Source organism: Mesorhizobium monacense, assembly GCF_056781675.1.
In genome coordinates, this window is the sequence record NZ_CM165567.1 from 1024815 (window position 1) to 1037433 (window position 12619).

Here is a 12619-nt window from a genome sequence, read left to right on the forward strand (position 1 = left end):
CGAGGAGGGAGATCAGCCGATGGCCCGTGTAGCACTCTATGCGCGCTATTCTTCCGACAATCAGAGCGAAAGCTCGATTGACGACCAGTTCCGCCTTTGCCGACTGCAGGCGACGCGTGAGCAATGGGAGGTGGCCGGCACCTATCATGATGCCGCGATTTCCGGAGCGAGCACGATTCTGCGGCACGGCATCCAGCAACTCGTCCGCGAGGCCCAGCGCGGCCTATTCGAGGTGGTGCTGGCCGAAGCGCTCGACCGGATTTCCCGCGACCAGGCCGATGTCGCCAGCCTCTTCAAACACCTGCGCTTTGCCGGCGTAAGGATCGTCACTCTAGCGGAAGGCGAGATTTCCGAGCTTCATGTCGGCCTGAAGGGTACGATGAATGCGCTGTTCCTGAAGGACCTTGCCATGAAGACCCATCGCGGCCTGCGGGGCCGGGTGGAGAAGGGCAAGGCTGGTGGCGGGCTGTGCTACGGCTATCGCGTGTTGAAGAAGACGGATTCCGGCGGCGAGCCGATCCGCGGAGACCGCGAGATCGTGCCGGAGGAAGCGGAAGTCATCCGCCGCATCTTCCGCGAGTTTGCTTCCGGCAAGAGCCCAAGGGCCATCGCCGTCGATCTCAACAAGCATGGCATCCCCGGCCCGCTCGGCCGCGCCTGGGGCGACACCAGCATCCGCGGCCATGCCTGCCGAGGCACCGGCATCCTCAACAACGAGCTCTATACCGGCGTTCTGGTGTGGAATCGGCAGCGCTTCGTCAAGGACCCATCCACCGGCAAGCGCGTGTCGCGCCCGAACCCGCAGAGCGAATGGATCAGGGCGGAGGTGCCGCATCTGCGGACCGTTGACAACGAACTCTGGCAGGCGGCGAAGGCCCGCCAGCAGCAAATCGCCATGCTCTTCGAGACAACGACGACCGGGGTGCGGGAGGCGAGGGCGAAGCGGCTGCACGCCGCACGCCGGCCGATCTCGCTTCTTTCCGGCCTGCTTACATGCGGCTGCTGCGGCGGCAAATATGGTCTCATCCTGCGCGACCGCTTCGGGTGCCTCAACCATCACCGGCGCGGCACCTGTAACAACAACCGCACCATTGCTCGTCCCAGGATCGAGGAGCGGGTTCTTTCCGGTCTCAAGGACCGGCTGGTCTGCGCCGAGTCCGTCGCAGAGGCGGTACGTGCCTATGCGGAGGAGATGAACCGCCTCAACCGCGAGCGGCGGGCGCAGACAGAAGCGGACCGCGAGGCGCTGGACAGGATCGAGCGCGCCATTGCCGGCATCGTCGCGGCGATCGAGGACGGCATGTATCAGCCGGTGATGAAAGCGCGCATGGGGGAACTGGAGCGGCAAAAGGCAGAGATCGTCGGCCGGATGGCTGAGGCGCCGGCCGACATGCCGGATGTTCATACCAACATCGCCAACATCTACCGCGTCAGGGTTGTTGCCCTCGCTGAGGCGCTCAACGATACGGTCGGTGGCCGGGAAGCGGCCGAGGCGCTGCGCTCGCTTGTCGGGGAGGTGGTTCTTTCGCCCGGCAGTAAGCGGGGCGAGGTCATCGCCGAGCTACGCGGCGAACTGCTCGGCATCCTTGACTTTGCCAATCCTCAGCAAGATCACCGGGTCGGAGAAGTTATGACAAAGGTCGAAGCCGGTCCCCGCAACCAAATTTCGAAAACGGCCCGCCTTGTGCGGGCCGTTTTCGTTTGGGAACATGCAAGAGGGAAATTGCGGAACCCCAAGAGGGCAGCAGACAGTTCCCGTACGCATGCACACAGGAGCCGTCATGGACGCCAGACCCAATTCCCCTGAAGCCCGTGACATACGCTACCATCTGCATGGCTATACCAATGCCCGCAAGCATCAGGAATCGGGCCCGCTCGTTATCGAGAAGGGCGATGGCATCTATGTCGAGGACGCGGCCGGCAATCGCTACATCGAAGCGATGGCGGGCCTGTGGAGCGTAGCCGTCGGCTTTTCGGAAAAGCGGCTTGTCGACGCCGCCACGAGGCAGATGTCGAAGCTGCCCTATTATCACGACTTCGGTTCGAAATCGCATTCGCCGCTGATCGACCTGGCTGAAAAGCTGGTCCAGATGGCGCCGGTCCCGATGAGCAAGGCGTATTTCACCAATTCGGGCTCCGAGGCCAACGACACGGCCATGAAGATGGTCTGGTACCGGTCAAATGCGCTCGGCCAGCCGGGGAGAAAGAAGATCGTCAGCCGCAAACGCGGCTATCACGGCGTGACGATTGCCGCGGCAAGCCTGACCGGGCTGCCCAACAACCATCTGTCATTCGACCTGCCGATCGCCAACGTGCTCCACACATCGACGCCGCATTACTGGCGCGAAGCGGAACCGGGCGAAAGTGAAGAACAATTCTCGAGCCGTCTTGCCGAGGATCTCGAGACGCTGATCCTTGCGGAGGGACCGGAGACCATCGCCGCCTTTATCGGTGAGCCGATCATGGGCGCGGGCGGAGTCATTGTTCCGCCCGCAGGCTACTGGGCGAAGATCCAGGCGGTGCTGTCGAAATACGACATCCTGCTCGTCGCCGACGAGGTCATCTGCGGCTTTGGCCGGACAGGCGAGATGTTCGGCTCGCAAACCTTCGGCATCAAGCCCGACATCATGGTGCTGTCCAAGCAGATCTCTTCCTCCTACCTGCCAATCTCGGCCCTGCTCATCAATGAGAAGGTTTTTGAGCCGATTGCGGACGAGAGCGACCGCATCGGCACGTTTGGGCATGGCTTCACGGGCGGCGGCCATCCAGTCGCCGCGGCCGTGGCGCTGGAGAATCTCAAGCTGATCGAGGAGCGCGACCTTGTCGGCAATGCGCGTACGGTCGGTGCGCACATGCAGGCACGGTTGCGCAAGCTCGCTTCGCATCCGCTCGTCGGAGAGGTGCGCGGCGTCGGCCTGATCGCCGCCGTCGAACTGGTCGTCGACAAGGCCAGCAAGGCGCCGTGGGGCAAGCCCGGCGCGCTTGGCGGACTGGTCAACGGGTACCTGCAACAGAATGGCGTCATCTCGCGCAATATGGGCGATGCGATTGCCTTCTGCCCGCCGCTCATCATTACCGAGACCCAGGTCGATACGCTGATCGATGCTTTCGAACGGTCGCTCGCCGCCGCCCTGCCGCAAGTTCGGCCGCCGGGCTGAACAAGGTCTGTGATTGCCTCCGAGTTTGAAGTGCCCGATCGTGATCGAACAACTCGGCGGGACAGGAGAAGTCAAATCCTGTCGGTGTGGCGGAACTATGCGGGGCGTTGCGGGAAGATTTCTGATTTTGGCCCACGAAAAAGTCAATAAAATCAACGATGCTGTCACATCCTCCGGGCCCACCAGATTATTACATATCAACGGCTTACGCTTAATTCTTTGAGTTTGAACTGAGCGCTATCGGGTAGGCCTGCGACTTTTGGGTGAAATGGTTTTGGGCCCGTTCGTCAATTTTCTCCGTCTCGTTGATGTACCCGTCACACGTAGCTCAACACCGCCGGTCCCGAAAGACCCTGCAACGATGCGTGCGGTAATCGGCGGCACCGACGTGCAATTGGGCCGGTTCGGATTTCGGCCGCAGGCTTAAGTGCTCGAAGGCGCTCGCCATTTTCTGCCGATTGGACAGCCGATCGCTAGTGTCACCGGCGCTGGGGGCGCAGAACCCGATCCTGATTTCCCGTGATCGAACTCTCTTGCTAGTTGGGTGGAGGGCGTGTGATCAAGTTTCGCGCGCCACGACTCGGAATTCTTCGCCCTCTAAATCGGTGGGCTCTGTTAGGCGCCCATCCACGATTTTCCATGATGGCGTGATTCCCTTGATCTAAATACCTAGCGTCAGCGTGCAACTGTTGTTCAGGAGCGCCAAATCTCGCACGCCAAGGCCGGCGATACTATTCGCGTTCGCACGCCCTCGACCTCCGCGGCGTCTATGCCGCAGCGATCACGCGTGTTGGCGGTGCGCGGCGCGCTTGACGCCGAACTCATTGTCCAACCATGCGTTCGGCCGCGGCGATCGAATCCGCAACGTCCATTGATCCGTAATCCAGCATGCGGCCAGCGCCTGGCCGATCCTGTCGTTGCTGATGTCGGCGACCTGACTCAGACAATCGAGCAGGCCAAGTGCGTGCAAAACAGCGCATGCTGCAAAGTCTATTTCGCAGCAGATGTTATCCTCACCATGCGAGTTCGAGGCCGCGTCCACACCCTGGTTTGTTTGAGGGGCAGACATGATCCGGATGATATCGACCGGGAGGAGGGAATCGGCGGACGAGGCGCCGGCTCAATACCGTGGCCCCGCGACCATCCGGGCAATCCGCGTCATGTCGGCGCTCATTTCGCGGTCGTCGTCGAGCGGGCTGACGAGCGCGCGCACGGCGGCATAGGTGCGTTGCGGCCCTTCGCCCATACTGTCGACAACGCCGCGCAGTTCCACCCCGGTCGCGGCAAAGATCAGTTCCATCGCAACCAGGTAGCGCATGCGCACGATGATCTCGGCCGTCTTTGCCACCACCCGCGGCGCCATCGACGACTGATCCTCGATGCCGTCCGAAACGGCAAGCGGGCTGAGCGACATCGGATTGGCCAGATGCCGGATCTCGGCCTCCAGGCCGGCAAGCGGTTTCTGCAATTCGGCATAACCCTGGCGGCTGCCGCCCCTGGCCGACAGGAAGCGCGGCAGTTCCGCCACCGTCGGCGACATCAGCTTCATGCAGCGGTTGGCGGTGCCCACCGCACAATGCGCGAGGGCCTGCCCGAGCTGTTCCCAGGTCAGCGTCAACGCCGTAAGGTCGAAATTGCCGTTCGAGATGACCCGTTCGGCAGCAGGCAGGATCACCGGGTTGTCGCCTGAATGGGTCAGCTCGATCTCGGTCGCCAGCCTTGCCTGTTCCAACACGTAGAGCAGGCCGCCCCACACCTGGGGCACGCAGCGATAGCTGAGCGGGTCCTGGATGCGCCGCGCCGCATTCTCCTGCCACAGCCCGCTTCCCTCGAGCTCCGCCCGCAGGCGCGCGCCGATCTCGCGCTGGCCGAACGCCGGTCGCGCCGACAGCGCGTCCTCGTCGATTGCGGTCAGCGACGAACGGAAGGCCTCGTAGTTGAGCGCCACCGCGGCCATCGACCAGTCGATGAGATGCGCGACGTCCTCGAGGTAGAGGCAGGCCGTTCCGGTCGAAAGGCTGTTGGCGACAATGATGGCGTGGCCGTCCTTCTCGCGCAGGTCGAGCGGCGCGAGCCCGGCAAGCGCGAGCCCCTCGGCAGACGGCATGACCTTGCCCTGGAACTCCACCTCGCCATCGCCGCGCAGCGCCCTCGCCATATGGCCGAGAGGCGCGAGGTCCGCCGCCCCGATCGATCCCCAGGCGGGGATGACCGGGTGGACGCCGGCGTTCAGCGCCGCCACCAGGCCCATGACCACACGCTCGGAGGCGCCGGTGCCGCCCGCGGCCATGCCCGAGATGCGCGCTACCATCATTGCCCGCACGGCATCGGTCGCCAGCGCCGGTCCGATGCCCATGCTGTGGCTGAGCGGCACGCTATGCTGGAAGGCGATCAGATCGGCCTGCGCCAGCGGCGTGTCGACACAAGCGCCGAGGCCGGTGGTGACGCCGTATATCGGCTTGCCGAGTTGCGCGAGACGCTCGATGACGGCACGGCTCGCGCGGATGCGGCGCATCGCCTCCTCGCCCAGAATGAGGCGAGCATTTCGACGTGCGATCTCGGCGACATCGGCCGCGCCGAGCGGCTTGGCGTCGAGGAGTATCATTCTGAGCGTCATGTCCTGCATGTATCCTATGAATCGATGTCCCGAAACGGGAGCTTGTCGCCAAGTGGCTCGGGCCGGACCGCCTGCGGTAGGCCACGCCGCTTCTGATGGCCTCTCCCACTGGACTGCGAGCCATCAGGCTTCTCCGCTCAATTCGTTCGCTGTGGACACAGCGGCGCGGTCCAGCTCTATCAGGGTCTGGAACAGCACTGCGGCTCCGGTGGCGATGTCGGCACTGTCCGTCCATTCGTCGGGGCAGTGGCTGCGCCCGCCCTTGCAGGGCACAAAGATCATCGCGGCGGGCGCTATCTTGCTGATCCATGCGGTATCGTGGCCAGCGCCCGAGACCATCCGGCGCGAGGGGGCACGCAGATGGCGCGCGGCGGCTTCCAGACGGTCGCACAGATCGGTTGCGCATGGGCAGGACGGGTTGTCGGAAATGATCCGCATCGGCGCTTCGATGGCTCGATTGCGCTCGGTAAGCCAGTCGAGGAAGCCCGTCATGGCGGCTCGTTGCGAGGCGCGTGCGTCGATAAGCATCTCGACCGCGCCGGGCACGACATTGGCCGCGCCGGGCGAGATCGTGAATTCGCCGACCGTTGCCGTGAAATGACCCGGCCCGTCGGCGGCACGGCGCAGGGCTTCGGCGCGGATATCGAGCACGAGTTGGGCCGCTTTCACCAGCGCGTCGTCGCGGGCGTTCATCGGGGTGGTGCCGGCATGGTCGGCGCGGCCGGGAATGTCGACGGCGACGCGGGTTATCCCCGCGATCGCAGTAACGATGCCGATTGTCTCGCCTTCGCTCTCCAGCACCGGCCCCTGCTCGATGTGAAGTTCGAGGCTGGCCAGGATGTCGGCGCGTGCGCGGAGGTCGTCGGGACGGCCGCCCACCTCCGCTATCGCCTCGCGCAGGCTGCGCCCGTCGTGTTGCCGCGTCAGCCATTCCGCCGGGATCTGTCCCGTCATCGCTCTGCTGCCGACACAGGACACACCGAACACCGAAACTTCCTCGGCAAGGAAATCGACGATCTCCAGGTCATGATCCAGTTCGATTCCTGCGTCGGAAAGGGCGCGGGCGACCTCAAGACCAGCGACCACGCCCGCCACGCCGTCGAACCGTCCCCCGTCGGGCACGGTGTCGGAATGCGAGCCGATGATCAGCGTTCCCGTTCCGGGTCGCCTGCCGGCGCGGTGTCCGATCAGATTGCCGCCCACGTCGATGGAGGGTACGAGGCCGGCCTCGCGCATGCGGCGTTCGAGCCAGGCGCGGCCCTCAAGGAAAAGCGGGGAGAAGGCGCGACGGGTCCAGGGGCGTCCGGGTTGCTTTATTTTGGCCATGGCGACCAAGTCGGCCTCGATCCGTGCGGCGTCGACCGGCAGGTTTCCCTTGCTCATTCATTCGTCTCCGGCCGAGGGCTTGAGACGAGGGGCCGGGTGGCGTCGATGCTGGACGGTGGTGTGACGAACCGACCGCGCCCCGGTTCCGCCACGACCCTGGTGCCGTCCCACACCATCTCGCCCCGGTTCCAAACACCCGAAACGCGCAAGGGCAACATTATGCCGTCATAGGGCGACCAGCCCGAAACGCTATTGCCCGAGGCTGCCGTGTCGATCATGCGAGGCTCGGGCGTCAGTACCACTATGTCCGCGTCGCGGCCGACACTCAGCGCGCCCTTGACATGATCGATGCGGAAATGGCGCGCCGGGTTCTGTGCCATCAGGCGCGCCGCCCAGGTGAGGGGAACACCGCGTTCCAGCGCGCCCTTCACGAAGAGCGGGAGCATCACCTCCAGCCCCGGCAGGCCCGAGGCGTTCGAGAGCATGTCCGAGTTCGTCTTGCGTTCGAGAGACCAGCTGACATGGTCGGTCGAGACCAGCGTGACGTTGCCCTTGACGATCTGATGCCACAGACCCTCGACCGCGGCACGCGGGCGGACCGGCGGGTTGCACTTCGAACGGCCGCCGAGCCGCCTGGCATCGGTCTCCTCGTCGAGGACGAGGTAGTGGATGCAGCATTCGGCGGTCGCGGCATGGCCTTGTGCCCTATAGCCTGCGGCGATCTCGTAACCGCGTGGCAGCGAGCAGTGCACCACATGCGCCGGGCAGCCGGTGTAGGCGCCGATCTCATAGATCTCGTGCATCGCGAGAAGCTCGGTCAGAGGTGGGCGCGACATGCCATGCGCGCGGTAGTCGGTGATGCCCGATGCCTTCACCGCCACCATGGCCTCGCGCACATATTCGTCGTTCTCGTTGTGAACGCCGGCGGCGAGGCCGGTCTTGGCCACCTCGGCGAAGCATTCCGCCATCAGGGCCGGGGGGATGCGCGGGAACCGCTCGGGATCGGTGCCGAAGGTGGAGAACTTGAAACCCGCGACCCCCGCTCTTGCCTGCTCAGCGATCCGGCTCGCGCCCTCCGCGGGCCGGATCGTGCCGTAGAGCGCAAAGTCGACCCGCGCCTGCTGCAGGGCATGGCCGGCCTTCTGCCTCACCGCCTCGGCCGAGCAGACGAGATTGCCTTCGTCATAGGGCATGTCGACAATGGTGGTCACGCCGCCCGCCGCGGCGGCCTTGGTAGACCAGACGAAATCCTCGGTGCCCTTCTGGCTGAGCGAATGGACCTGCGCGTCGATCGCGCCAGGCATGATCAGCGCCTCGCCGAGATCATGGCTCTCGCGAGCCGCGGGCGCGGTGCCCTGACCGATATGTCCGACCTTGCCGCCCTGGACGCAGACATGGCCTCGCGCGACGACGCGGTCGGGCAGCACCACGGTTCCTTTCAGGACCAGATCGAAATCGGACATTGTCGGTCCTGCCTTGCCTGCGCCGGCCGGCGCGCCCCGGGAACATGATAGGGTGCTGTATAGGGCGCGATGCAAGAAAGGGGCATATCCCATTTCCCGGACAAGGGATGAGGGTATGCGATCATGCGGCGGGTTTTGCGGACGGCGGGCGATCCTTCGGGATGGCGCTGTTCATGCCTCGGGGGCCTGCTGCCTTCCGCCGGCATGGGAGACTCGATGATCTTCTTGCCCTGATGCCCGGAACAATCGTGCGGTTGCAGGCGCTGGCGCATCCGGGACAACCGCCGAATCGGGACGAGACACGGCTTCTCGACCACATCCGCCGCCACTTCGGGGACGCCGGCTCGCCTATGTCGGCCGGCTGAGCGGTCCTGCCGCAGTAGCCGCCGTGCCCCGGCAGGCCTCACCGCGTCCTTCAGCTGTCGAGAAGTCCGCCTTCCATCAGGATGCGCCGGGCCGCGACCGCGGCGTCACCGTTGCCGCCGCTGTTCCAGGCCAGGCAAAGCGGGATTCCGACCTGTCCGGGCAGCGGCAGCGCGCGGGTCTCGTTCTCGATGCCGCGCAGCGCCCACCGCGGCAGCAAAGTGATGTAACCGTGTTCGATGACGAGATTGGCGATGACCGGGATGGAATCGACCTCCATATAGGAGATCCGCGCACGTTCCTCGCGCGTCATGATTTCCTCGATCAGGGTCATGAACTTCTGCCGCAGGCCGCTCTTAAGGCTCGGAACAGCAAGGGGTGCACTGAGGAGGAGATTTCGCAGGTCCCCCTTGCATGCTTCGATGAGGGCTTCCCGTCCGACCAGCGCCAGGCTCGATCGCGACACGATGCAGTGGTCGACCCCTGGCGGAACATCCGCGGTATCGAGGAGCACGAGGTCGTACTGGCGGTTGCGCAGCCCGGAGAGAAGCTCCTCGGCATTGCTACTGGAGATGAAGAGCGGGCTTCGCGGCAGGCGCGTATGCCAGCGTGCCGCGAGCAGCGCCAGTATCTTGGCGATATGGCTTTCGTGCCCGAGCGGGGCGACCGATCCGAGTCGGGTGGTCATGCTGACGCTGCGGAAACGTTCATTTGCACTGTCGAAGAGGCGCGACCAGATGGCTTCGATATCTTGAGCCAGGGCGACGACACGTCTGCCGGCTTCCGTCGGCACCGTTCCGGCCGCCGTCCTGCGCAGCAACTCCATCCCGAGTTCGTTTTCGAGGACCCTGATCTGGCGGGTGAGTTGGGGCTGTCCGATGCCGATCTTCAGCGCTGCGCTGCGGATGGAGCCGGTGCGCACCACCACCAGAAAGCGGAACAGCGAGAGTAGCGAGACCGAGGAGCGGGCGGCGACCCGTTCGGCGCCTGACACCCCGATCTGCCCTTTACCCAACGAGACCAACTCCAGGACCAGATCGGCGGCACGCTGGAGTTCGGGGCTCAGCCTTCGTCCTTCGAACGTTGGCATGATGCGATTGCCGACGGTCTTCGTGAGCGGTTTTGCGATATGCGACTGAAGGCGCGCAAACGCGGCGGACACGCTGGACACCGGGCGGTCGAGCGTCCGCGACGTTTCCCGCACGCAACCGAGCGACAGGACATAGTGGCTGATGACAAGTGTCGCGACGTCCATAAAATTTCCCTCGGCGCGCGATGAATGGGCAGGCAGAGCTGCATTGTATGTTCAGGATATGGGATATCCATATCTTCCTCAAATTCTCCTATCGTCTTAGGGTGGTTGGGGTGGGCCGACCCGCTCCTCTTGCTCTCTCGGCCGGCGCTCGTCGATCCGCCCGCAGCGTCGACAGGTTCATTTCCAAGTGAGGTCATCCATGTCCGACACCAGTTTCGCCCAGAGCTTCCGAAGCGTCCTGCAGCGGCTCGAGACGCTGGGCGGCTTGCACCGCATCGAGCGCTCGGTGGATCCTGACTTCGAGGTCAGCTCCGTCCTGTCGCTGCGTGACCTCGGGCCGGCGCAGCTCTTTACCAAGGTTGCCGGGCATGACATGCCGATCATCGGCAATGTCATGAACAGCCGGGCGCGCGTTGCCGGGCTTCTGGGCATTGCTCCGGAGGCGCTGCATACCGCCATCCTCGGCGCGCTTGCCCACCCCATCCCTCCGCGCCTGGTCGGGGCCTCGCCGGTGCAGGAGGTCGTGCATCGCGAGGCGATCGAACTTGCCCGCCTGCTGCCGGTTCCAAAGTGGTTTGAGCACGAGACCGGCGCCTAATCACGGCCGGGGTGATCATCGCCCGCGATCCCGAAACCGGACGCCGGAACGTTTCGATCGCCCGGCTCCGCCTCGACGGCGGTGGCCGCGTGATGGTTGGCATCGCCAAGAACCACCACCTCAATCTTCTGGCGGAGAAAGCCCGCGCGCGCGGGGAAAAGCTGCCCATCGCGGTGGCGATAGGCAACCACCCGGCGGTGCTTCTCGGCTCGCAGATGTATCTGGGGCTGGGGGACGATGAATACGATATCGTCGGCGGGCTGCTTGGCGAGCCGCTTGACCTCGTACCCGGTCTCACTGTGCCACTGGAGGTTCCGGCTGGGGCTGAGATCGTCCTGGAAGGCGAGATCGATGCGGGCAATCCCGTCGAGGAAGGGTCGGTTTCGGAGTTCCACGGTTTCTACGTCAACTACGGCCCGGGCATCGGCGGTACCATCCGCTGCGTCACCCATCGGCGCGACGCGGTGTTCCAGGCGATCATGCCGGGGCCAGGGTCCGAGCACTGGCTCCTCGGGGCGCTCGCCATCGAGGCGACCTGCTGCCAGGCCTTGCAGCGCATGATCCCTGCCGTGCGACGCGTGGTCGTCACGCAGGGCGGCATGGGGCGGCTGCATGCGATCATCGTCATGCATCGGCCGCGCCTGGGCGAGGGCAAGCGCGCGGTCATCATGGCCATTGGCCAGGTGAACCTGCTCAAGCATGTGATCGTGGTCGAGGACGATATCGATCCCGAGGATCCGCTGCAGGTCGAATGGTCGCTTGCCGCGCGATTCCGCGGCGACGAGGATCTGATCGTGCTGCCCGGAATGAGGGCCGACCGTGCCGAGCCGGTGCATCGCAATCTGACCGTCACCAAGCTGGGCATGGTGGCCTGTACCCGCCCCGGCGACGGCGAGCGCGGCAGCCTCTCGGAACTCACCTGCCCGCCCGCGGACGTGCTGGCGCGGGTGCGCGCCGATCTTGACGCGTATTGACGGTGCCCGGGATGGCTGTTTCCAGGCGTATCATTGTCGCGATGACCGGGGCGTCCGGCTTCGACTACGGCGTGGCGATCTTGAAGATGCTCGCTGACGAGGGGATCGAGACCCATCTCGTCGTGTCCCGGGCGGCCGTCACGGCGATGGCTCACGAGACCGAGTGGACCCTGGGTCGTATCAAGGACCTTGCCACTTATTGCCATGACAGCCGCGACATTGCCGCGCCGATCGCCAGCGGCTCCTTCCGCACGGCGGGGATGATCGTTGCCCCCTGTTCGGCCAAGAGCCTCGCCGAGATCGCCATGGGGACGGGAGGCACGCTCATCCCGCGTGCGGCGGACGTCGTGCTCAAGGAGCGGCGCAGACTCGTCGTCCTGTTCCGCGAGACGCCGCTTCATCTCGGCCACTGTCACAACATGCTGCGTCTGACGGAGATGGGCGGCATCGTCATGCCTCCAGTTCCGGCCTTCTACCCGCGTCCTCAGACGGTGGAGGACATCGTGACCTACACCGCGGCAAGGGTGCTCGACCTCTTCGACATCGAGATTCCAGTCGCCGGACGCTGGAAGGAAGGGTGACCCCGTAATCGTCTTCCGCCCTGCACATTGGCGGTAGTGCAGCGCGTCGCAAGTAAATTGCGCTTTTAAATCAATCTGTTACCGTGTCCTGAAACAGTCCAGTTGGGCATCATGTCCGCGAACATTGAGCACGCCGCAAGAACAGCATGTACGTTGTGATCGAGAAGCTGGATAGACGGATTCATTCCTCCTTAGTTCTCGGTTCGCCAGGCCATTTGAGAACATACGAAGGATATGGCTTGGCGAACCACCCGCTAACACATTGATTTTGTGTAGAAAACGGT

The 12619-nt window shown here is 64.5% G+C and carries 10 protein-coding genes; 5 read left to right on the forward strand and 5 right to left on the reverse strand.

All coding sequences use genetic code 11. From position 1 onward, the window contains the following. Positions 1-19: 19 nt before the first annotated feature. Entirely contained in the window at positions 20-1807 is a 1788-nt protein-coding gene (locus AC1RUK_RS04855; protein ID WP_481840190.1) for a recombinase family protein, read from the forward strand. Beyond that, on the forward strand, positions 1782-3158 hold the full coding sequence (locus AC1RUK_RS04860; protein WP_481840191.1) for an aspartate aminotransferase family protein: 1377 nt from the start codon (positions 1782-1784) through the stop codon (positions 3156-3158). Before AC1RUK_RS04855 ends, AC1RUK_RS04860 begins: the two co-directional genes overlap by 26 nt. Before the next feature lie 781 nt (positions 3159-3939). On the opposite strand, the gene AC1RUK_RS04865 is transcribed toward AC1RUK_RS04860, so the two are convergent. From AC1RUK_RS04865 to AC1RUK_RS04885, 5 genes are all read right to left on the reverse strand, one after another. Further along, positions 3940-4227 carry a hypothetical protein gene (locus AC1RUK_RS04865; RefSeq protein ID WP_481836564.1) on the reverse strand — a complete coding sequence of 96 codons (288 nt, stop codon included), beginning with the start codon at positions 4225-4227 and terminating at the stop codon, positions 3940-3942. A 51-nt stretch (positions 4228-4278) separates the two neighbouring features. After that, positions 4279-5775, reverse strand: coding sequence for an HAL/PAL/TAL family ammonia-lyase (locus AC1RUK_RS04870; protein WP_481836563.1), 1497 nt, complete (start codon positions 5773-5775; stop codon positions 4279-4281). A gap of 123 nt (positions 5776-5898) precedes the next feature. After that, positions 5899-7158, reverse strand: coding sequence for a Zn-dependent hydrolase (locus tag AC1RUK_RS04875; protein ID WP_481836562.1), 1260 nt, complete (start codon positions 7156-7158; stop codon positions 5899-5901). Then, positions 7155-8564: a hydantoin-5-propionate amidohydrolase gene (gene ertD / locus AC1RUK_RS04880; RefSeq protein ID WP_481836561.1), complete on the reverse strand. Its 1410-nt coding sequence runs from the start codon at positions 8562-8564 to the stop codon at positions 7155-7157. The genes AC1RUK_RS04875 and ertD overlap by 4 nt, the downstream gene beginning before the upstream one ends. A 415-nt stretch (positions 8565-8979) precedes the next feature. Further along, positions 8980-10182: a LysR family transcriptional regulator gene (locus AC1RUK_RS04885; protein WP_481836560.1), complete on the reverse strand. Its 1203-nt coding sequence runs from the start codon at positions 10180-10182 to the stop codon at positions 8980-8982. A 199-nt stretch (positions 10183-10381) separates the two neighbouring features. On the opposite strand from AC1RUK_RS04885, the gene AC1RUK_RS04890 reads away from it, so the two are divergent. The 3 genes from AC1RUK_RS04890 to AC1RUK_RS04900 are packed head-to-tail and all read left to right on the forward strand — an operon-like array spanning position 10382 to position 12335. Continuing rightward, positions 10382-10780 (forward strand): hypothetical protein, encoded by a 399-nt coding sequence (locus tag AC1RUK_RS04890; RefSeq protein WP_481836559.1) that lies wholly within the window; start codon positions 10382-10384, stop codon positions 10778-10780. An 11-nt stretch (positions 10781-10791) separates the two neighbouring features. Beyond that, entirely contained in the window at positions 10792-11754 is a 963-nt protein-coding gene (locus AC1RUK_RS04895) for a UbiD family decarboxylase domain-containing protein (RefSeq protein WP_481836558.1), read from the forward strand. Between the two features lie 11 nt (positions 11755-11765). Then, on the forward strand, positions 11766-12335 hold the full coding sequence (locus AC1RUK_RS04900; protein ID WP_481836557.1) for a UbiX family flavin prenyltransferase: 570 nt from the start codon (positions 11766-11768) through the stop codon (positions 12333-12335). Positions 12336-12619: the final 284 nt, after the last annotated feature.

What these genes read in the sequence shown, in the direction of transcription:
- AC1RUK_RS04900 (WP_481836557.1), top strand. Translation starts at nt 11,766, where the DNA reads ATGGCTGTTTCCAGGCGTATCATTGTCGCGATGACCGGGGCGTCCGGC.
- AC1RUK_RS04860 (WP_481840191.1), top strand. Translation starts at nt 1,782, where the DNA reads ATGGACGCCAGACCCAATTCCCCTGAAGCCCGTGACATACGCTACCAT.
- AC1RUK_RS04885 (WP_481836560.1), bottom strand. Translation starts at nt 10,182, where the DNA reads ATGGACGTCGCGACACTTGTCATCAGCCACTATGTCCTGTCGCTCGGT.
- AC1RUK_RS04855 (WP_481840190.1), top strand. Translation starts at nt 20, where the DNA reads ATGGCCCGTGTAGCACTCTATGCGCGCTATTCTTCCGACAATCAGAGC.
- AC1RUK_RS04870 (WP_481836563.1), bottom strand. Translation starts at nt 5,775, where the DNA reads ATGACGCTCAGAATGATACTCCTCGACGCCAAGCCGCTCGGCGCGGCC.
- AC1RUK_RS04890 (WP_481836559.1), top strand. Translation starts at nt 10,382, where the DNA reads ATGTCCGACACCAGTTTCGCCCAGAGCTTCCGAAGCGTCCTGCAGCGG.
- AC1RUK_RS04875 (WP_481836562.1), bottom strand. Translation starts at nt 7,158, where the DNA reads ATGAGCAAGGGAAACCTGCCGGTCGACGCCGCACGGATCGAGGCCGAC.
- ertD (WP_481836561.1), bottom strand. Translation starts at nt 8,564, where the DNA reads ATGTCCGATTTCGATCTGGTCCTGAAAGGAACCGTGGTGCTGCCCGAC.
- AC1RUK_RS04865 (WP_481836564.1), bottom strand. Translation starts at nt 4,227, where the DNA reads ATGTCTGCCCCTCAAACAAACCAGGGTGTGGACGCGGCCTCGAACTCG.